Here is a 21202-nt window from a genome sequence, read left to right on the forward strand (position 1 = left end):
AGATAGGAAAAGTTTGAATTATCGTATAAAATAAAAAATATTACAACGTTATTAAGGGGAATAATCAAAAATGGTACAAACAACCAAGCAGATAGAAACAATCCAGACTTTAAAACAAAAAATTGTTTCAATACATGAGTATTTAGTAAAATCCAATGATTCAAAACAGGCAGAAAAGGTAAAGCAGCTTGCGAAAAAGCTGGAGACTCGCGAATTCCTGATAGCATTTTGCGGTCATTTTTCCGCCGGAAAATCAACGATGATAAATCAAGTGGTAGGGGAAAATCTACTGCCATCTAGTCCGATTCCCACAAGTGCAAATTTAGTCAAGGTTAAATCCGGTGAGGATTATGCAAAAGTATTTTTTAAAAATGAAAAGCCAAGGCTTTATTTAGCTCCATATGATTATGAATTAGTAAAAAATTATTGTAAAGATGGGGACAGTATTGAGGAATTGGAGATTAGCCACAGTGACTCCCGACTGCCTTCGAATAGCGTGATCATGGATACGCCGGGAATTGATTCTGCCGATGATGCCCACCGAATCGCAACGGAATCCGCGATCCATCTGGCTGATTTAATTTTTTACGTAATGGACTACAATCACGTCCAGGCAGAACTTAACTTTCTATTTACTAAAGAATTAACAGAGGCAGGGAAAGAAGTTTATTTGGTGATTAACCAAATTGATAAGCACAATGATGAGGAATTAAGTTTCTTAGATTTCCAAAAGAGTGTGATTGATTCGTTTGCTTCATGGGGAGTAAAACCTCCACGGATTTTTTATACGTCTTTAAAGCAAACCAATCACCCTTTTAATGAATTCCGGCAACTTCAAGCATTTATTGCAGAAAAATTGGCGGCAAAGGATGAATTGCTCGTTCCATCCATATATCATTCGTTAAGAAAAATTGTCCAAGATCATATTAATGAAGTAAATAGACAGGAAGAAGAAGAACTTGCACCGATTATTGAAATACTAAATGAATTATCAGAGGATGAAAAACAAGATTTACTATCTTCCTATGAAGATCTTACGTCTACTTTGAAGACGATAAAAGTAGGTTCGAGTGACAAGGAAAAAGAATTTGATGAGGAAATAGCTCAAATTATGAAAACGGCTTATCTTATGCCGTTTCAAACGAGGGAGTTAGCAGAAAGTTATTTAGAATCCTGTCAACCGGAATTTAAAGTAGGTATCCTGTTTGCAAAGCAAAAAACTTTGGAAGAAAAAAATAAAAGGTTAGAGAGTTTTTATCAAGATCTCCTTGAAAAAACAAAATCACAGCTTGAGTGGCATGTGAGAGAATTTCTGCTTCAAACCTTAAAGAATGCAGATCTTCATCAAAGCGAGCTCACTGGCTTAGCACAAGCTTATTCCATCCCTGTCCCCATTGATCTCGTGAAAAATACCGTAAAGTCAGGGGCACGTGTAACGGGAGAATATGTCCTCCACTATACAGAAGATGTTGCGGGTGGGATTAAGAGAATTGCAAGAAATCAACTGGCCGATTTTAAAACCAGCTTTCTAGATGCGGTTAAAAATCAATCAGCCAAGGTAAAGGAACAATATGAAAAACAATTTAGTAAAATCGAAAAATATGTAAATGCATTCGAAGAGTTAACAAAGCATGAACAAAAAGGTTCTTTACGAGAAAAAACAATTGATGAACTTCTTACTCAGTCTAATGATTTCCAAAATGATGCATATAAGCTGTTTGTCCAAGATGAGGAAGAATATGAGGTTGTAAATTCTGCGAGTGAAAACAGTACTCTAAAACAAGGGTTCACCATGGAAGAAAGAAAAGTGGAAGTACCAGCTATTAAAGAAACTGGAATACTTGACAGCAATCAAAGTGTAGATCAATTGAAGAATACGACTGAGCGGCTTTATCATGCATCAAAGCTGATCAGCCCTCTGCCTGGTTTTCAAAAGCTGGCAAAGGAATTAAAGGAGAAAGCAGAGAGATTGGAAAACAAGGGATTTACGGTCGCATTATTTGGCGCTTTCAGTGCCGGAAAATCCTCGTTTGCGAATGCCCTAATGGGCGAAAAGGTATTACCCGTTTCTCCTAATCCTACGACCGCTGCCATCAATAAGATAAAGCCGGTTTCGGCTGAATATCCGCATGGAACCGTTCTAGTGAAGTTCAAGGACCATGAAACCATGCTTGACGATGTCAACCGAGCCTTGAAAATTTTTGATCTACGGGCCGGTGATTTCAATACAGCAGCAAAATTAATTGACCAAATTTTACTTGAAAAAGGTCTGGATGGAGTACTAGAAAAAACACACCTTGCCTTTTTGCATGCGTTTAAAAAAGGATATACAGCATTTATCGAATTACTCGGAACGATTAAGAAAACCGATTTAAACGAATTTCATGATTTTGTCGCGATGGAAGAAAAATCCTGTTATGTCGAATGGATAGAACTATACTATGATTGCGAGCTAACACAAAAAGGAATTACACTCGTTGATACCCCGGGAGCCGATTCCATTAATGCCCGTCATACAGGTGTGGCCTTTGAGTATATTAAAAACTCTGATGCCATTCTCTTTGTGACGTATTACAACCATGCTTTTTCAAAAGCGGACCGTGAATTCTTAATTCAGTTAGGACGGGTAAAAGATTCATTCCAAATGGATAAAATGTTTTTCATTATTAATGCGATAGATCTTGCGGAAAATAATGACGAACAGGAAACCGTTTCTCAGTATGTTACAGAGCAGCTATTGAAATATGGAATTAGGAATCCACATCTATATCCATTATCAAGTTTGCTCGCAATAAACGAAAAATTAAATCGCAAAATGGAAGCAGCTTCCGGTATGAGCAGGTTTGAAGAGAATTTTTATCACTTCATTTCAAATGACCTAACAGAAATGAGCATTTCTGCAGCTGAAAACGAATTGAGCCGTGTCAACGAACTTGTGAGCAGGCTTATCCAAAGCTCCAATGAAGATCAATCAGTAAAAGAACAAAAAAGAACCGAGATTGAAAAGCAAAAGGCAGAAATCATGGCATTAACGGAGAAACAAACTGCCGAGGCTTTGCAAAGCCGTTTGCAAATGGAAGCAGAAGAATTAGTATTCTATATTAAACAAAGGGTTTTCCTGCGTTTTGGCGATTTCTTTAAAGAGGCCTTTAACCCGTCAACACTTCGCGACGATGGCCGAAATTTAAAAAAGGCACTGCATGGTGCTCTTGATGAGTTTCTCGAAAGCCTGGGCTTTGATTTTGCACAAGAAATGAGAGCAACAACAGTCAGAATCGACCGTTTTATTGGAAAGCTATTAATCGATTATCAAACAGGATTCATTCGGAATCTGCAAGAAATAAACGAAGACCTTTCCTTTTCTGCATTTGAAAAAGACAAAAGCTCAAGAATTGAGTTTCCAACTGCCTTTATCGATGCCGACCAGCAGATATTTGCGAAAGCAATGACCTATTTTAATAATCCAAAATCTTTTTTTGAAAAAAATGAAAAGAAATACATGAGTGATGAACTATATAAGATTTTAAACGGACTTGCGGATAACTATTTGCAAAATGAATCAAGGCGGTTAATTGCCCATTATGAAGCTGAATTGACAAAAGAATTCAATCGAGTAGTGAAGAAACTAAATGAGCAAGCGGATGAATTCTATCTAGGCTTTCTTTCTGCCTTGGAAGGTGGAGTGTCCATCGAACTTTTAATCGACATCCAAAAAGGTCTGAAGAAAGAATCAACTAATTAAGGGGGCACTGGCAAATGAAATTTGTGAAAGAACAGGATTGGGTTTTGAATCATTTAAATGAAAATAATATTAGAATTATTGATTGCCGTTATTCATTGGCAGAACCCGAAAAAGGGAAAAAGGACTATTTAATCGGTCATGTGCCTGGTGCTGTATTCTTTGATGTAGAACAGGATCTGTCAGCGCCGGTTGGAGAGCATGGCGGACGGCATCCATTGCCAGATACAGCTGAGTTCGTTAAGAAGCTTGAGGCTGCTGGTATTGGTGACGATACAACAGTCATAGCCTATGATAGCGGAGAAGGGCAATATGCTGCCCGGTTTTGGTGGTTACTGCAATATCTTGGCCATGAACAGGCGTATGTTCTTGATGGCGGATATAGTGGCTGGATTGTTGGCGATAATCCAATAACGAAGGATATTCCAAACTTTGAAAAAGCGGTTTTTCATGTCAATTTTAGATCTGAACTAATGGCGGATGTAGAAGAGGTGAGGGAAGCCGTTAAAAAACGGGACAAAATTCTTATCGACTCCCGCGAAGAAAAGCGTTTTCTTGGTATAGAGGAACCAATTGATAAAAAAGCCGGCCGCATCCCAGGAGCACTCAATAAGCCATGGATGAACGGTTTACAAAACAATAAATATTTACCAGTTGAGGAACAAAAACAACGGTTTCATGACCTTGACCCTGAGAGTCAAATTATCGTTTATTGTGGGTCGGGGATCACGGCTGTCCCTAATTTCCTCACTTTAAAGGAAGCTGGTTTTAAAAAGGTTAAGCTTTATGTTGGCAGTTTTAGCGACTGGATCTCTTATGAGGAAAATAATATCCTATAATATATCAGTCCTTCTTATGTTATAATGGTTCTCGTATTGTTTTTTTATAGGAGGGACTGAGAGAATGGAAAATCAAAAACCTTCACTTATGCTTGTTGATGGAATGGCCCTGTTATTCCGCGCCTTTTATGCTACAGCAGTAACAGGTCAATTTATGATAAATTCTAAAGGAATTCCAACAAATGGAATTCACGGATTCATTAAACATTTATTTACAGCAGTAAACTCATTCAAACCATCACACCTTGTTGTTTGCTGGGATATGGGCAGTAAAACCTTCCGCACTGAATTATTTCCGGATTATAAGGGAAATCGGGGAGAAGCCCCTGTCGAGCTTATCCCGCAATTTGATTTAGTCAAGGAAGTTGTTGCATCCTTCGATATTCCCAATATCGGATTAGAAGGTTTTGAAGCGGATGATTGTATCGGAACGATTGCCAATCAAATGAAGCATGATGCACATGTGTCGATATTAACTGGTGATCAGGATATCCTCCAGCTCCTTGACGAAAGCATCTCCGTTATTTTGATGAAAAAAGGGTACGGGAATTACCTTGTTCACACGCCGGAAACCTTTTTTGAAGAAAAAGGGATTACTCCTAGACAGATGATTGATTTAAAAGCTCTAATGGGTGATACAAGTGATAATTATCCGGGTGTGAGGGGAATCGGTGAAAAGACGGCATTGAAGCTTTTACAAGAATTTGAACATATTGAGGGTATTATAGAGAACCTAGATCGATTGTCGAAATCCAATAAAACAAAAATTGAGCAGGACTTAGACATGCTCCATCTTTCAAGGATTCTTGCGGAAATAAAATGCGATGTTCCTGTTAACTGTGTCTTTGAAGAGGCAGGACTGCGAATTGAAAAAGAGAAAGCTTTAAATAAATTAATGGAAATTGAACTGCGTGGAGTACAACGGCTGTTGTCGTTTGACGAAGCGATTATTTCTTAAAAGCAGCAAAAGGTTGTCTCGAGTCAGGGACAACCTTTTTTGGTAAAAATATGTTATTTTGTGTTCTTTTTCTTTGCAGCATTTTCAAGCTTACTCTTTGGTTCCTCGGCAAATTCTGCATCTTGTCCATATCCTTGTGGATTCACTCCAGGTGCCTTTACACCGCGGTTTCTGCTAGCGCCTTTTCCCATCAAGATCACCTCCCATTAAAAGTAGTATTTCCATATGGAATAATCCAACTCATGTTCTCTAACAATAATATGAGAGGTGATAAAAAATGAATAAGGGTGTTTATTTGGCACTTTTTAGCATTGGACTTGCCCAAGCTGTGAAAATACCAATTCATTATGTGAAAAAGAAGGAATGGCGGCCTGAGTTATTTTTCGGTACGGGCGGCATGCCTAGCTCACATTCTGCTGGAGTTTCCACATTAACCACCTATATTGCTCTGCAAAGAGGGCTGCCAACCTTCGATTTTGCGCTTTCTCTTGTGTATGGATTAATTGTTATGTATGATGCACAAGGTGTCAGGAGGCAGACAGGCGAACTTACATTAAAGGTAAACTCCATGAATGAATTAATCGAAAAAATTCATAAAGAAGAAAGTGTTGAAGTAAAACAGGAATCTCCAAAGAAGTTAAAAGAAATGTTAGGACACCAGCCTGAAGAAGTGCTTGGTGGTGCCCTGTTGGGTATAGCGGTCGGGGCTATTGGTCATTTATGTACAAAAAAGAATAGAAAAGCCCAAACTTTTAGGGTAAGATTTTAAGGGGATATTCATATTTCGAATACCGTGGGGAGAGGAATGGGTTGTCTGTGCAAACAGTTGAAGAGTATTTGTGCTACTTGACGGGAAAAGGCTTTCATTTTCAAGAAGATGCCGTTGGCTTTATTTTCTTCGGGAAACATTATACAAATGCTTCAGATGAAATGACCAATACAGCAATAGAGTTAACGTTAAAGGCTCAAAAGAGCTTTGACGGCAGTTTTTATATGTCATTGCTGGAAACATTTATTTCAAATCAGATTAACACAAGGAAAGCCGCTATACATTTTGTAAAGAAACAAGAATTACTCGCAATTTAAGCGAAAAACTCCCATGAACGGGAGTTTTTTACTTACCTCAAGACGTTTTCTTTCTTTTGTAACGGAACTAATTTTTTTGGATGGCCTTTCGTGCTAATTCATCTGCCACTTTGTTTTCGGAACTTGGAATCCATTTCATAAAGAATAAATCGATTTTTTTCGTTAACTGTAATGCTTCTTCAAGTAAGGGAGCATACAATTTATTTTTGACAAACTCTTTTTCGACTGATCTACTTACTAATTCTGAATCCGTACGAAACGATACCACTGAATGGACGAATCCTTTAGTTAAGCAGATGTTTAAAGCTTGAATAAAAGCATGAAATTCAGCTTCATGATTTGACATAATGCCTAGCGGCAGTGAATATTTTTCCGTTGTGCCATGTGCCTTAATAAAAATCCCAGCCCCGCTTTGACCGGGGTTACCGGCACTTGCTCCATCAATATATACTTCAATCAAGTCAGATTCCTCCTGTATGATCATAATGAAAGTTTAACATATTTTAATACAGTAATACGGGAAAATATTTTAAGCTCTCTGTGGTTTTGAATAAAAATATATATATTTATTGGCAAAATGAATAAGCTAGTTGGTAAGACCATGAAATTCAATCTTGAGAGGCTGAAAACAATGAAATATAGGCTCGAGTGGAACTACAAACTAAAAACAAATGAAAAAGTCCAATGTTCATCTGAATGGGCAGCAGGGGAAGTAGCCCTGCAAATGGGCGAAGAGCTCGAAGGAACCGGAAAGGTAACAGAATTGTATTTTTATGATGAAAAGGGGACATCTTGGATACTAAAAGAAATGAAAAAGCTGTTAACGGAAATCGAGGATGATCCCCATGATATTACCATTTATTTTGATGGTGGATTTCATAAGGAAACAAATCAGGCAGGGCTTGGGGCTGTGATCTTTTTTAAACAAGGAAAAAAGAAATACCGCATCCGGGCAAACGCTCGCTTTAATGAAATGGAATCCAACAACGAAGCAGAATACGCGGCTTTTTATTATGCATTAAATATTTTAGAAGATTTGGGAGTCCAACATCTTTCCTGTGAATTTAGAGGTGATTCACAGGGAGTTTTAAAGCAGCTTGAAGGAGAATGGCCGTGTTATGAAGAAACGCTAAACCGATGGCTTGACCGGATTGAAGAAAAAATGAAAGCACTCGGAATTGTGGCAAAATATACAGTCATTCCTAGAAAAGATAATAAGGAGTCAGATAAATTGGCTACTCAAGCTTTAGAAGGAAAAGAAATCTTCGCCAAAACATTAATACTATAAAAAGAGGGTGCTCAGTAGTAATGAAGCATTCAGTCAGAAAAGAACTTTTTAGCCAAGCAGAAGAGTTGATGAAACAATATTGTGACGGCTGTTTTTTACATCAGCATTTAAAAAAAGACGGCGGGCGGAGATTGGCACATCGTTTCTGTATTTCGCAATGTACGATAGGTATTAAGCTGCAAGAGGTTGGAAGCAAACTTAAGTGATTTAATTGAAATAAAAAGGCTGACGAAAATCGTCAGCCTTTGATCGGTCATTATTATTTAAAGATTATAGTTTTACAACGTTTGCAGCTTGTGGTCCACGGTTTCCTTCAACGATTTCGAAAGAAACTTCTTGGCCTTCTTCTAAAGATTTGAAGCCTTCGCCTTGGATTGCGCTGAAATGTACGAATACATCGTCGCCGCCTTCAACTTCGATAAACCCAAAGCCTTTTTCGTTGTTAAACCATTTTACTTTACCGTTTTGCATGTACTTCTTCCTCCTAAGCCTTTCAAGACACCATCTGTTGGTGCCAAAGTTAAATATTTTCATGCAGCAAATGAACAATTTTTGTTATTCGGTTACATGATGCTTTTAATATACAATAATGAAAATGGACAGTCAAGGAAGTGCAGACTGTTTTTTGCCTAAAATATTCAGGTTTCAACAAATAAATAAAAAAGTCTGAATTTAACTTGTAACTTAACATAATAATGGCTCTATCTCATATGTTAAATTAATAACTTTAACATGTTAGAGGTGGGGTCCCGCATGTTCCGATTTTCAGTCGAGGGAGAGGATTGGATTTTAAGATTCTCACCACAAGTTTCTATTGAGGCAGATGAAAAGCAGGCGATTTTGATGTCACTGCTGCATATTGGCGATGATTTAGCCAATTTTTCTCATGGTAGTGCCTTTATTATGTTTGCGAAAAAAATAGGTGCCATTGTCTTCGATGTAGAAAGAATTCCATCTTTAATATTAACGGTATCCAATATCGTTCCTGAAGAAAATTGGTATATCCAGGGAGAAAGCATCAAAGGATTAAAATAGTTAAATAAATAGATTGTTTTCCAAGGGGGCCATAATAATTTGGCACCCCTATTTCATTTTTTATCTCTTTACGAAACTCTCTTGAAGTGGGAAAATGAATCCGGGATGCTGTACAAAGGAGCATAAATAAATGAAATTAATTATTGCTGAAAAACCCGACCAAGGCTCAACATTAGCTTCAATTTTTAAACATAAAAAACAAAATGGCTTTATTGAGATTTTTCCTAATGAAACGTTTACAAAAGGGGCGTATGTCACGTGGGCGATTGGCCATCTTTGTCAGCTCGTGGCACCGGAAAAGTATGAACCGGGCTGGAAAAAATGGTCATTGGACAACTTGCCAATCATACCTGAACATTTCAAGTATGAAGTAACAAAAGATAAAGCAAAACAATTTACAGTTATAAGAAAACTGGTTGCTAACCCAGCTGTTACAGAAATAATCCACGCAGGAGATGCCGGGCGTGAAGGTGAACTAATCATCCGCAATATCTTAAGGTTAACCAATTGTAAAAAACCGATGAAACGACTTTGGATATCATCGTTAACCCCTAACGCTATTCGCGAAGGTTTTTCTAAGTTGTTAGATGAAAGTGAGACGAAAAGTTTATACTTTGAAGCCTATACCCGAGCTTGTGCGGATTGGGTTGTTGGAATGAATGGATCCAGGCTTTATAGCCTGCTGCTCCAGAAGAGAGGTTTTTCAGATGTATTTTCAGTTGGCCGGGTACAGACGCCAACGTTAGCCCTCATTGTAAAAAGGGAACTGGAAATTGAGAACTTTAAATCCGAGCCCTTTTGGGAGGTAGTTGGCCATTTTGACATCAATGGTAAAAAATATAGCGGGAAGTGGCAAAATGAAGGGGAAACCCGCGTTAAGACAAAGGAAATGGCTGAAAAAGTTGCTGCCTTTTGCCGTGAAAAGTCCGCTGAAGTAGCAGATGTAATAGCTGAGAGAAAAGAATTTTCACCACCGTTACTCTATAATTTATCTGCATTGCAGGCAGAGGCAAATAAACGCTTTAAATTTCCACCGAAAAAAACGCTAGATGTCCTGCAAAAGCTCTATCAAAAAGGGCATGTATCCTACCCCCGCTCTGATTCGCGGTACGTAACAAAAGAAGAGGCCAATACCTTTCCTGAAATTCTTAATAAATTGAGTCATATAAAAGCATATGCAAGCTTTTTCCCATTACCCATAGCCTCAATTGCGGATAATAAACGATATGTCAATGAAAAGAAGGTAACGGACCACTATGCGATTATCCCTACTGAACAAATCCCACATGTGGATAGGCTTAGCCCTGACGAACGGCAACTCTATGATTTAATTGTAACCAGTTTAATCGCCGCTCATTACTATAATGCTGTAGCTGAATATACTACCGTTACTACATTAGTTGATGGACGCGCGGCATTTGTTTCGAAGGGCAAGGTACAACTTGAACAAGGATGGAGAAAGGTCCTTAAACAAAAGGAACGTGAGGATGAGCCGGAACTTCCTGACCTGAAAAAGGGAGAGCAGGGGAAAACGGTAAAGGCAGAGGTAAAAGAAAGCCAGACACAGCCGCCAAAACGTTACACCGAAGGTCAGTTAATTACATTAATGAAGACAGCTGGTAAGCATATTGATGATAAAGAACTTGAAAAAGTATTGACAAGAACTGAAGGTCTTGGGACGGAAGCTACTCGTGCCGGAATCATTACGATGCTCAAGGATCGATTATACATTGAAGTGAAAAAGAATTTGGTTTATGCAACGGCAAAAGCAAAAATATTAATTGGAGCAATAGGTCAGGAAATCCTTGCTTCACCAGAAATGACTGCAAAATGGGAACAAAAACTAAAGGAAATTTCTGAGGGTTCCGCGGTGCCCATACATTTTATGGAGCAAACAAAAAAGATGGTCGTCCATTTAATTTCCTCTAGTATGGATCAATCTGCCAGCTGGACATTTTCTGAGGAAATAATTGAGAGCTTCACCCCCGGAAAACAAAGAACAAGGAGAAATACCGTCACAAAACTTGGGCCTTGTAAAAAATGTGATGGAACTATTATTGATAAGGGTAGTTTTTACGGCTGCAGTAATTATAAAAAGAATCAATGCAATTTTACCATTTCTAAAAAAATCCTCGGGAAAAATATTACTCAAAAACATATTAAGCTGCTTCTTTCTGAAGGAAAGACTGACTTGATTGAAGGATTCACTAATAGGGATAATACCTTTAACGCACGGCTGATCCTTGATGAACAAGAAAAAAAGGTTAAATTTGCATTTGCGGAAACATCAACTAAATAACGTTTCCTGCATTAAGTGATAAAGAGCCTTGTCACTCCATTTTTTCTATAGTAAACTTTTAATGGAGTAATTTTTTTGGAGGTTATGGGATGCCAACACCTAGTATGGAAGATTATATTGAACAAATCTATATTTTGATTGAAGAAAAAGGATACGCTCGGGTTTCAGATATTGCCGAAGCGCTGTCTGTCCATCCCTCCTCAGTAACGAAAATGGTGCAAAAACTTGATAAAGATGAATATTTGGTTTATGAGAAATACCGAGGGCTAAGGTTAACGACAAAAGGGAATAAAGTTGGTAAACGGCTTGTCTTTAGGCATGATTTACTTGAACAATTCCTTAACATTATTGGTGTTAAAGAAGAAAATATTTATACCGATGTTGAAGGCATCGAACATCATTTAAGCTGGGATTCTATTGATCGAATTGGTGACCTTGTTCAGTTTTTTGAAGAAGACGAGGGCAGAGTGGATCAATTGAGAGATATTCAAAAGCAAAATGAACAAGAGTGATAAAAAGAAAGCACCTAGCAAAATAAAATGGCTGGGTGCTTTTTAATATAAGTTAGGATAATGGTCAAAAGACTGGTCAATCTCCGGAATTAATGACACGCGTCCTTCCAGATCCAGGATGGCTTGTGCCCCCTCAATCTGTCCGTTCTCAACTTCTAATAGGGCTTTGCGATAAGAAATTACACGCCCTTCCGATGTAACAAAACTGATAATATCTCCGAAATGGTTGCGATGTACAGCAGAAATTGATTCCAATGAAATTCCTCCTTTGTCCGTATTATTCCTTGATTGGACGAATATTAAACAAAAGGATGATATATTCTCAATAGAAACAGAGCATCGGACGAATCCGATGCTCTGTTTTAATCCCAAGAAAATGGGGTTTCTTGATATACATAATAATTGAGCCAGTTTGAAAAAAATAAGTGACCATGAGAACGCCAGCGATTAATAGGAGGCTGGGTAGGGTCATTGTTTGGAAAATAATTCTCTGGCATATGGATTTCAAGACCTTTATTCAAATCTCTTTCATATTCCTGTGCCAGTGAATCGGATTCGTATTCCAAATGTCCGGTAATCATCACATGCTTCCGGTCTTGAGATGCAATCAATAATGCGCCGGCATCTTCTGAGGCAGCCAGCAATTTTAACTCAGGCTTTTGTAAGATTGCCTCAATCGAAACATCCGTATAGCGGGAATGGGGAGCATAAAATTGGTCGTCAAATCCCCGTAATAAAATATCATTTTGCTCGAATATACGGTGGGGATAAATCCCTGAACATTTTCGCTGCAACTCAAATTTACGGATGCCGTAATGGTAGTAAAGTGCAGCCTGTGCACCCCAGCAAATATGTAATGTTGAGGTTACATTTTGAGTGGCCCAGTCCATAATTTCGGTTAATTCGGTCCAGTATTTTACCTGATCGAATTCTAATAGTTCAACAGGGGCACCAGTTATAATCATCCCGTCAAATTTCTGATTTTTAATTTCCGGGAAAGTGGTATAAAACTGCTCCAAATGCTGTTTGCTAGTATGAGTAGATTCATATGAGTCGGTTTTTAGCAAATTAACATTTACCTGTAATGGTGTGTTTCCCAATAATCTTAAGAGCTGTGTTTCTGCTTTTTCTTTTTCAGGCATTAAATTTAAAATCAGTATTTTTAAAGGCCTGATATCCTGGCTGATTGCCCGTTCATTTTCCATAATGAAAATATTTTCCTGCTCAAGAACCTCTCTTGCAGGCAATAACTTTGGAATGTTAATTGGCAAGTGATCATCCCCCTTTTTGTAAGTTGCTCTAAGGCAAAATTCCGAATACTAAATTCATTAATACTACGGCAAACAGTTCAAAGTCAATGAATATTATAAAAATTCGATATTTCTATTATAAACATTATTATAATTTCAGAAAAGATAATAATTTGTTCATAATTAACAATCGGAAAGAAAGCGCTTTTTTGGTACAATGAAAAAGTAGATCAAATTATAAATGCTGAAGCGGGGGATTAATGTGGCTATGAAAACAACTGTGAAATCAGACATTGAAATTGCACAAGCATCAACAATGAAGCCAATTTTGGAAATAGCTGAAAAAATCGGTTTGACAGAGGATGATCTCGAGCTTTATGGGAAATATAAAGCGAAGATTTCCAATGATGCCTTAATCAAAATGAGGACAAAAGAAAGTGGAAAAATCATTCTTGTCACCTCGATTAATCCAACACCTGCCGGAGAAGGGAAATCGACTGTTACCGTTGGGCTTGGAGATGCTTTTAATCGCATTGGTAAAAAAGCTATGATTGCGATGCGTGAACCTTCATTAGGTCCGACAATGGGGATTAAAGGGGGGGCGACAGGCGGAGGTTACTCACAAGTATTGCCAATGGAAGATATTAATCTCCATTTCACTGGAGACCTTCATGCGATTACAACAGCAAATAACGCCCTCGCAGCATTAATTGACAATCATCTCCAACAAGGGAATGAGCTGAAAATTGACCAGCGCCGTATCGTATGGAAACGGGCTGTTGATTTAAATGATCGCGCATTAAGAAAAGTAATTATTGGACTGGGTGGACCTCTGCAGGGGATACCAAGAGAAGATGGCTTTGATATTACAGTGGCATCGGAAATTATGGCGGTTCTTTGTCTAGCAACTGATTTAAAGGATTTAAAGCTTCGCTTATCTCGGATGGTGGTTGCCTATAATATGAATAAGGAGCCGGTTACAGTAGGTGATCTAGGCGTTGAGGGCGCATTAACGTTGCTTTTAAAAGAAGCTGTTAAGCCAAACCTTGTTCAAACGATTGAACATACTCCTGCGCTGATTCATGGTGGACCTTTTGCCAATATTGCGCATGGATGCAACAGTGTAATTGCCACAACGGCAGCTGCAAAGTTAGCAGACTACGTCATCACCGAAGGCGGTTTTGGAGCGGATTTAGGTGCAGAAAAGTTTTTACATATCAAATCTCGAAGTGCAGGGATTAAACCGGAGGCCGTTGTTGTCGTCGCGACCATTCGTGCCTTGAAAATGCATGGCGGTGTAGCGAAAACAGATTTAGCCCAAGAAAATATTCCATCGCTTACATTAGGATTTGCAAATTTGCAAAAGCATATTGAAACGATTAAAAGCTTTGGGCTGCCAGTTGTGGTTGCAATTAATAAATTTATTACCGATACTGATCTTGAGGTCGAAACATTGTTAGAGTGGTGTAATCGGGAGAAGGTTCCAGTTGCCCTAACTGAAGTATGGGAAAAAGGCGGTTTGGGAGGTATCGATTTGGCTGAAAAGCTTTTAGCAGTCATCGAAAAAGAAGAAAACAAATTTCACCCGTTATACGATCTATCTGACTCGATTGAGCAAAAGATAGAAACCATCGTACAAAAGGTGTATGGTGGGAAGGATGTCGAGTTTTCATCAAAAGCAAAAAAACAATTAATTGAATTTGAAAAGTTTGGCTGGTCCAATTTGGCCGTCTGCATGGCAAAATCTCAATATTCCTTATCAGATGACCCAACAAAGCTTGGCAGACCCACGAATTTCACCGTTACCATCAGGGAATTTAAACCATCGATTGGGGCCGGTTTTATTGTGGCCTTAACAGGTGAAGTCATGACCATGCCAGGCTTGCCTAAGAAACCTGCAGCCTTAAAAATGGATATAGATGAAAACGGAAATGCAGTTGGGCTTTTCTAAAAAGGAGTCGCGATAATGTTTGATCCAACGGCTTTCGATAATATGAAGGTTGTGATTGAAGGTGTCCTTTATGATCGGGACATTAGCGGTGAAATCGTCATAACGGACAGAAATGATTTACTAAATATAGCTAAAATGTCCCGTCAGTTTGATGTATCTATTCGACTGCCTCATAGTTCTGTCATCGTTAAAATGGAGTTAAAATCAGACCTTCATAATTTAGCAGCGGAGCTCCTTCCAAATTCACTATCAGATCATCATGCCGGGTGTTATTTAAACATGCAGTTCTTTCTTGAACATGATGTGGAAATTGATTATCAATCCATAGTAAAAATCCTTCGTGATATTTGGGGAGCAACTAGAAAAATATCTCTGTCCGTTCACAAAAAACCGCTAGAACCGGATAAAAGCATTAAAACAGTCATTACGTTGGTATTTGATCGATTGATTACTGAAGATCAATTAGATGATCTGGTTGAAATGACTGATTTTCTGGTAATCACTTTAGAAAAACTGAACAAAGCAATATAGAAAATTAACGTAGAACCAGCTTTATAAAATAGCTGGTTCTATTTGTAGTATAAAATATTTACAATATTCAAAAATAAAGGTACGATGGTACTAACTAGATAATAAGACCTCATACTAAAAATAAGGGGAGATGCATTGGTGAAGACGGCATGGGTTACCGATAGTACTGCCTATTTAGATCAGGAATTGAAAAATCATCCAGACTTGTATACGATTCCATTAACAGTTTTGCTGGATGGTGAAGAGTATTCCGATGGGATAGACCTAACCCCACAACAGCTTTTTGACCGTTTAAAACAATTGAAAAACCCTCCGATGACATCGCAGCCGTCTGTGGGTGCGTTTCAATCTTTATATGAGCAGCTTGCGAAGGATTATGACCAAATTGTCACTGTCCTCCTTTCAGGAAAATTAAGTGGAACGGTATCCTCAAGTGAGCAGGCAGCCAAACTAGTTGATATTCCGGTAACAATCTTTGATTCACAAATCCTTACCTATCCCATGTCTGCCTTATTGAAAAAAGGGATGGAATTATTTGCTGCAGGTCACGGCCTTGATGCGGTTAAGGAAGCGCTTGAACAAATCAGGGATACAAACGAGACATATGTATTGATTGGAAGTCTGGAACAGCTTCATCGTGGCGGCAGAATGTCAGGGCTGCAATTCTTCCTTGGCAGTATGTTAAATGTTAAACCGATCATTTCGATCGAAAATGGCGCATTAGAAGTGAAGGAAAAGGTTCGTGGAGAGAAAAAGGCAAAAGAAAAAATTCTTGATTACTTCCGCCTTTCCTATGAAAAATACCAATTTAAAGAAGTGTATATTTTATACGGATTACATGAGGAACAGGCAGAACATTGGCGAGGTGAGCTAATGGAACAATTTCCGCAACTGGAGATTAAGTGTTGTCCGCTTGGAGCTGTAATCGGGGTCCATGCCGGTGAAAACACATTGGGGATCAGCTGGTTTAATGGGCTAAAATAATAAAATCCGCGGAATTCAGTGATAATTCCGCGGATTTTTTATTTATGTTAAAATAGCAAGGATGAAGGTAGGTGTTTGTGATTGAAAAATCAAGTTATAGAAGAGACAGAAAAGTTTGTCCGAAGTGAATTAGGTGAAGATGCAACAGGGCATGATTGGTTCCATGTAGACCGCGTGCGGCGAAATGCCTTACATATTTCCAAGGAAGAATTGACAGGAGATCCGTTTATCATTGAAATGTCTGCGCTTCTCCATGATATCCCCGATGAAAAGCTAAACGAAAGTGCTGAAAAAGGCAGAGAGAAATTAGCTTCTTTTTTCAAAACGATTTCCCTTGCTGACAAGGAAAGAAAACATATTATCCAAATCATTGAATCGATTTCATTTAAGGGTGGAAGAAAAAAGGAGCTTTTAACAATAGAGGCAAAAATCGTTCAGGATGCTGACCGCTTAGATGCGATTGGTGCCATCGGAATTGCCAGAGTATTCGCTTATGGCGGTAAAAAAGGACAGCCAATCTACGACCCGTCGATTGAAGTAAGGAATGAAATGACGATAGAAGAATACCGAAAAGGGAAATCAACAAGCATCCACCATTTCTATGAAAAGCTCTTGAAATTAACAGATTTATTGAACACGAATGCTGCCAGAAAGATGGCGGAAAGCCGTCAGCAGATGATGCTTGGTTTTCTAGACCAATTTTACCAAGAATGGGATGGAAAAAAGTAAATGAAAATGCTCACAGTGGAAAATGTTTCGAAAACATATGGCGAGAAACAGCTTTTTAATGACATCTCTTTTACCATTAGTGAAAAAGAGCGTGTCGGTTTAATTGGGATTAACGGTACCGGCAAATCGTCTCTATTAAAAATTATTGCCGGTCTTGATGTGCCTGACGAAGGAAAAATCATCACGGGTAAAGATTATTCGATTTCTTTTTTAAATCAAAAGCCAGAGTTAGATGATGAAAAATCAGTGTTAGAACAGGTCTTTCATGGCGATGCACCAATACTTAAACTAATGCGGGATTACGAAAAGACTTTATTATCTCTGAATAAGTCGCCAAATGATTCTAAGGTTCAAGAGGAGCTTTTTCGATTACAAAAGCAAATGGATGCGTTAAATGCGTGGGATGCTAGTACAAATGCCAAGTCGATTTTAATGAAATTAGGGCTTGAGGATTTTACAAAGAAAATCGGTGAGCTGTCGGGTGGACAAAAAAAGCGGGTTGCTTTAGCTCAGGTATTAATTGCTGAACCGGATTTATTGATTTTAGACGAGCCGACAAACCATCTTGATTTTGATTCTGTTAAATGGCTGGAGGACTACCTAAGCAGATACAAGGGGTCTATTTTGCTTGTTACTCACGATCGTTACTTTTTAGACCGGGTAGCTAACCGCATGTTTGAATTAGATGGAGGAAATCTTTACAGCTACAAAGGAAATTATGCAGCCTTTTTAGAGGCAAAAGCAATCCGCGAGGAAAATGATGCGGCTACGTTTGAAAAAAGAAGTAACCTCTTTCGACGTGAGCTCGAGTGGATGAGGCGCGGGGCTAAAGCGAGAACCACGAAGCAAAAGGCAAGGATTCAGCGATTTGAAGACCTTGAAGATAAACTTTCAAGCGGGAAGCCATCCGGAGAAAAACTGGATATTTCGTTAAATGGGAGCAGGCTCGGGAAACAGGTTTTTGAACTGAAGGATGCTTCGAAGCACTATGTGGAAAAGGTGATTTTAGATCACTTTAATTTACTCATAAAACCAGGGGACAGAATTGGCATCATCGGCAGGAACGGAGCCGGCAAATCAACATTATTAAATATTTTAGCTAAGAAAATCCCGCTTGATGAAGGTGAATTCATCATGGGACAAACGGTTAAAATTGCTTATTATACCCAAGAAAGTGAAGATATGGATGAAAATAAGCGCATGATTGAATATATTAAAGAGACAGCTGAGATTGTAGAAACATCAGATGGGAAAACGATTTCTGCAGCACAAATGCTGGAGCGCTTTCTATTTCCGGCATTTACACATGGAACGCCTATCCGCAAGCTGTCCGGCGGCGAAAAGCGCCGGCTTTACCTTTTAAAGCTTCTGATGACCGCGCCTAATGTCCTCTTGCTGGACGAACCAACAAACGATCTCGATACTCAAACCTTGACAGTATTAGAGGATTATCTGGAAGAATTTCCTGGTGTTGTGATTACGGTTTCTCATGACCGATATTTCCTTGATAAAATTGCTGAGCAGTTATTGGTGTTAAGAGGTGAAGGGGTAATTGAATTTTTCTATGGAAATTATAGCGATTATCTTTCAAGAGAAACGGAACTTGAAGCACAAAAGGTGAAATCCGAAACAAAGGTAAATCAACCTGCCAGAGCTCTTGAAAAGGAAAAGAAGAAAAAGCTCACCTTTAAGGAAAAAAAGGAATGGGAAGAGATTGATGAGGTTATTGCACAGACTGAGGCCAGCCTTGAAGAGATAACGGAAGAATTGGGAACGGTAGGCAGTGATTTTACTAAGGCTCAGGAGTTGATGAAGCAGGAAGCTGAATTGAATGAAAAGCTCGAGCATCTAATCGAGCGCTGGTCATATCTTGCGGAACTTGCCGAAAATGACTAATTCATTTGCCAAATGCATTTCAAATGAAAGTGCTATTTCGGTTATGTTAAACTTGTAATTGAAATATATGAGAATTAGGTGATTGTGTTGAAAATTAAGACCATCGAACCAACGCCAAGTCCGAATACGATGAAAATCAATTTAGATCAAGAACTGCCAATGGGGAAGAGCCATAATTATAAGAAGGAAACTGCAAATGAGGCACCTCCAATTATCCAGTCTATCCTACAAATTGAAGGGATTAAAGGCGTATACCACGTCGTTGATTTTTTAGCCGTTGAGCGGAATGCGAAATATGACTGGAAGGAATTATTGCCTCAAGTCCGGCAGGCTTTTGGAGAAAAAGCGGATGATGCCGTCCAAACCGTTAAAGTAGATGAACATTTTGGTGAAATTAAGGTTGAAATCCAAATGTTTAAGGATATTCCGTTGCAAGTAAAGCTGACAGACAGCTCGACGGAACGCAGATTTGGTATGCCTGATTATTTTTTAAAGGCAAGGGAGCGGGCTCAACTTCCCGAAGACAACTATATTCTATTGCGGAAATGGCAAAATCAAGGTGTCCGCTATGGTGACTTTGATCAGATTGGCATAGAGGTTGTCGAGGAATTAATCGCTGCCTATCCAAAAGATCGTTTAGAAGCACTTGTCATAAAAGCTCAAACAAGCGACTCAACTACCGCTGTTGGTCACAAACCACATCGAACTCGCAATAAAGTAACTATTGCCAATCTAGAGAATCCAGACTGGCAGATTCGCTATCAGCTTCTTGAGCAAATGGATGACCCCGAACTTGATGATTTACCTGTTCTTGAAAAGGCTTTAGCAGATGAGAAACCATCGATTCGAAGACTGGCGACTGTCTATCTTGGGATGATAAAAGAGAAGGAAGTGCTGCCGCTTTTATATCGGGCGCTTAAGGATAAAACTGTTACCGTCAGGAGAACCGCAGGAGATTGCTTATCTGATTTAGGTTTTGCCGAAGCCTCAGAAGAAATGGCAAAGGCATTGCAAGATCAAAGTAAATTGGTGCGCTGGAGAGCGGCAATGTTTTTATACGAAGTGGGTGACGAAAAGTCGATTCCAGCTTTAAAAGCAGCGGAAAACGACCGGGAATTCGAGGTTAGCTTGCAAATCAAGATGGCAATTGAAAGAATTGAAGGCGGCGAGGAAGCAATGGGTTCCGTCTGGAAGCAGATGACCGAAGCGAGAAAGTCAGACACGTAATTATGTAACTTTTCAATTGTATAGTATTATAAATAGGAGAAATGGAGTGATTAAATGTCTAATGCATATGAAGAATATATGAAACAAATGGTGCTGCCGATGCGGGAAGAGCTGACAAGAGCTGGTTTTGAAGAGCTGACAACACCAGTAGCTGTAGAAAACTTTATGGACAAATCAGACGGGACGACACTTGTTGTGGTGAATTCCGTGTGCGGCTGTGCTGCCGGACTAGCCCGCCCTGCTGCGACACAAGCGGTTCTAAATAGTGCCAAAAAGCCGAATCATCTTGTTACCGTATTTGCTGGCCAGGATAAAGAGGCAACGGCTAAAATGCGTGAGTATTTCGAGGGAATTGAACCATCATCTCCATCAATGGCGTTAATAAAGGATAGAAAGGTCGTCCATTTCATTCCCCGCCATGATATTGAAGGTATGCCAATGGAAACGGTTATGCAAAATTTATTGGGAGCGTTTGAAGTTCATTGCTAACTAGGATGTCATTAGACGTCCTTTTCTTTTTATTAACTTAAATGGGATGATTGTATGTTTGTAACAACTGCCGGTCGTACAAATCAAGAAATGACAGATAAGGCCAAAGAAATTGCTGTAACTTTAGGAGTACCGTATCTTCCAAGAAAAAGAAATCAATTATCCAATTGCAATTAAAAGCAAACAGTGACTGTCTTGTGGTCGGGAAAGATCGTGTAGAGCTGTTTGAAAAAGGCTCCACGCTCCCATTCTTTTTCCATCCCAATTCTGCTATGTTTCGCATCAAGCGGCTGCTAAGCGGGGAGAACGATCCATTTGCCGATGCAGCACAACTAACTGAAGGTATGACTATTCTTGATTGCACTCTTGGCCTAGCTTCTGATGCAGTC

22 protein-coding genes and 1 pseudogene are annotated in these 21202 nt (G+C 39.0%); 18 read left to right on the forward strand and 5 right to left on the reverse strand.

The features are described from left to right. Positions 1-70 precede the first annotated feature (70 nt). The 3 genes from ACO1D1_RS05595 to ACO1D1_RS05605 all read left to right on the forward strand — a co-directional run bounded on the left by ACO1D1_RS05595 (position 71) and on the right by ACO1D1_RS05605 (position 5536). The gene (locus tag ACO1D1_RS05595) at positions 71-3742 is read left to right on the forward strand and encodes a dynamin family protein (RefSeq protein WP_423335228.1); all 3672 of its coding nucleotides are present in this window, start codon (positions 71-73) and stop codon (positions 3740-3742) included. Between the two features lie 14 nt (positions 3743-3756). Continuing rightward, complete coding sequence (locus ACO1D1_RS05600) at positions 3757-4578, forward strand: sulfurtransferase (RefSeq protein WP_423335229.1); 822 nt, start codon at positions 3757-3759, stop codon at positions 4576-4578. A gap of 64 nt (positions 4579-4642) precedes the next feature. Beyond that, a complete protein-coding gene (locus ACO1D1_RS05605; RefSeq protein WP_423335230.1) occupies positions 4643-5536 on the forward strand; it encodes a 5'-3' exonuclease in 894 nt (297 codons plus the stop codon). A gap of 53 nt (positions 5537-5589) precedes the next feature. Here ACO1D1_RS05605 and sspL read toward each other — a convergent pair whose 3' ends face one another. Next, entirely contained in the window at positions 5590-5727 is a 138-nt protein-coding gene (gene sspL, locus ACO1D1_RS05610; RefSeq protein ID WP_149870737.1) for a small, acid-soluble spore protein L, read from the reverse strand. A gap of 86 nt (positions 5728-5813) precedes the next feature. Between sspL and ACO1D1_RS05615 the strand changes: the two genes are divergently transcribed. Both ACO1D1_RS05615 and ACO1D1_RS05620 read left to right on the forward strand, forming a co-directional pair. Then, a complete protein-coding gene (locus tag ACO1D1_RS05615; protein WP_149870736.1) occupies positions 5814-6305 on the forward strand; it encodes a divergent PAP2 family protein in 492 nt (163 codons plus the stop codon). A 47-nt stretch (positions 6306-6352) separates the two neighbouring features. Continuing rightward, entirely contained in the window at positions 6353-6622 is a 270-nt protein-coding gene (locus tag ACO1D1_RS05620) for a DUF6123 family protein (protein WP_149872737.1), read from the forward strand. A gap of 67 nt (positions 6623-6689) precedes the next feature. Here ACO1D1_RS05620 and ACO1D1_RS05625 read toward each other — a convergent pair whose 3' ends face one another. Beyond that, complete coding sequence (locus ACO1D1_RS05625; protein ID WP_423335231.1) at positions 6690-7082, reverse strand: RNase H family protein; 393 nt, start codon at positions 7080-7082, stop codon at positions 6690-6692. 171 nt (positions 7083-7253) lie between these two features. Here ACO1D1_RS05625 and ACO1D1_RS05630 point away from each other — a divergent pair, with 171 nt between their 5' ends. Then, complete coding sequence (locus ACO1D1_RS05630) at positions 7254-7910, forward strand: reverse transcriptase-like protein (RefSeq protein WP_149870734.1); 657 nt, start codon at positions 7254-7256, stop codon at positions 7908-7910. A 20-nt stretch (positions 7911-7930) separates the two neighbouring features. Next, positions 7931-8116, forward strand: coding sequence for a zinc-finger domain-containing protein (locus tag ACO1D1_RS05635; RefSeq protein ID WP_149870733.1), 186 nt, complete (start codon positions 7931-7933; stop codon positions 8114-8116). A gap of 64 nt (positions 8117-8180) precedes the next feature. Here the strand turns inward: ACO1D1_RS05635 and cspD are convergent, their stop codons facing one another. After that, positions 8181-8381, reverse strand: coding sequence for a cold-shock protein CspD (gene cspD / locus ACO1D1_RS05640; protein ID WP_007084796.1), 201 nt, complete (start codon positions 8379-8381; stop codon positions 8181-8183). A 282-nt stretch (positions 8382-8663) separates the two neighbouring features. Between cspD and ACO1D1_RS05645 the strand changes: the two genes are divergently transcribed. From ACO1D1_RS05645 to mntR, 3 genes are all read left to right on the forward strand, one after another. Beyond that, positions 8664-8945 carry a hypothetical protein gene (locus ACO1D1_RS05645; RefSeq protein ID WP_423335232.1) on the forward strand — a complete coding sequence of 94 codons (282 nt, stop codon included), beginning with the start codon at positions 8664-8666 and terminating at the stop codon, positions 8943-8945. Positions 8946-9075: 130 nt separating this feature from the next. Further along, a complete protein-coding gene (locus ACO1D1_RS05650) occupies positions 9076-11244 on the forward strand; it encodes a DNA topoisomerase III (protein ID WP_423335233.1) in 2169 nt (722 codons plus the stop codon). 89 nt (positions 11245-11333) lie between these two features. Beyond that, entirely contained in the window at positions 11334-11756 is a 423-nt protein-coding gene (gene mntR / locus ACO1D1_RS05655; protein ID WP_149870730.1) for a transcriptional regulator MntR, read from the forward strand. 42 nt (positions 11757-11798) lie between these two features. On the opposite strand, the gene ACO1D1_RS05660 is transcribed toward mntR, so the two are convergent. Beyond that, complete coding sequence (locus tag ACO1D1_RS05660) at positions 11799-12011, reverse strand: DUF3892 domain-containing protein (RefSeq protein WP_223820791.1); 213 nt, start codon at positions 12009-12011, stop codon at positions 11799-11801. Between the two features lie 107 nt (positions 12012-12118). Continuing rightward, positions 12119-13027 carry a homoserine O-acetyltransferase MetA gene (gene metA / locus ACO1D1_RS05665; protein ID WP_149870729.1) on the reverse strand — a complete coding sequence of 303 codons (909 nt, stop codon included), beginning with the start codon at positions 13025-13027 and terminating at the stop codon, positions 12119-12121. A 247-nt stretch (positions 13028-13274) separates the two neighbouring features. On the opposite strand from metA, the gene ACO1D1_RS05670 reads away from it, so the two are divergent. The 8 genes and pseudogenes from ACO1D1_RS05670 to ACO1D1_RS05705 form a co-directional block, all read left to right on the forward strand. Then, complete coding sequence (locus ACO1D1_RS05670) at positions 13275-14957, forward strand: formate--tetrahydrofolate ligase (protein WP_411675456.1); 1683 nt, start codon at positions 13275-13277, stop codon at positions 14955-14957. Positions 14958-14972: 15 nt separating this feature from the next. Beyond that, positions 14973-15488 carry a hypothetical protein gene (locus ACO1D1_RS05675; RefSeq protein WP_423335234.1) on the forward strand — a complete coding sequence of 172 codons (516 nt, stop codon included), beginning with the start codon at positions 14973-14975 and terminating at the stop codon, positions 15486-15488. Positions 15489-15623: 135 nt separating this feature from the next. Beyond that, entirely contained in the window at positions 15624-16472 is an 849-nt protein-coding gene (locus ACO1D1_RS05680; RefSeq protein WP_149870726.1) for a DegV family protein, read from the forward strand. Positions 16473-16553: 81 nt separating this feature from the next. Next, positions 16554-17201, forward strand: a complete 648-nt coding sequence (locus ACO1D1_RS05685; RefSeq protein WP_149870725.1) for an HD domain-containing protein — start codon at positions 16554-16556, stop codon at positions 17199-17201. After that, on the forward strand, positions 17202-19097 hold the full coding sequence (locus tag ACO1D1_RS05690; RefSeq protein WP_149870724.1) for an ABC-F family ATP-binding cassette domain-containing protein: 1896 nt from the start codon (positions 17202-17204) through the stop codon (positions 19095-19097). Positions 19098-19184: 87 nt separating this feature from the next. Next, positions 19185-20324, forward strand: a complete 1140-nt coding sequence (locus ACO1D1_RS05695) for a conserved virulence factor C family protein (RefSeq protein ID WP_423335235.1) — start codon at positions 19185-19187, stop codon at positions 20322-20324. A 54-nt stretch (positions 20325-20378) separates the two neighbouring features. Next, positions 20379-20813 carry a BrxA/BrxB family bacilliredoxin gene (locus ACO1D1_RS05700; protein ID WP_149870722.1) on the forward strand — a complete coding sequence of 145 codons (435 nt, stop codon included), beginning with the start codon at positions 20379-20381 and terminating at the stop codon, positions 20811-20813. 167 nt (positions 20814-20980) lie between these two features. Further along, positions 20981-21202 (forward strand): annotated as a pseudogene (locus ACO1D1_RS05705) (hypothetical protein); the annotation flags it as partial.

Origin of the sequence: Neobacillus sp. 19, from assembly GCF_049463095.1 — a bacterium.
GTDB lineage: Bacteria > Bacillota > Bacilli > Bacillales > Cytobacillaceae > Neobacillus.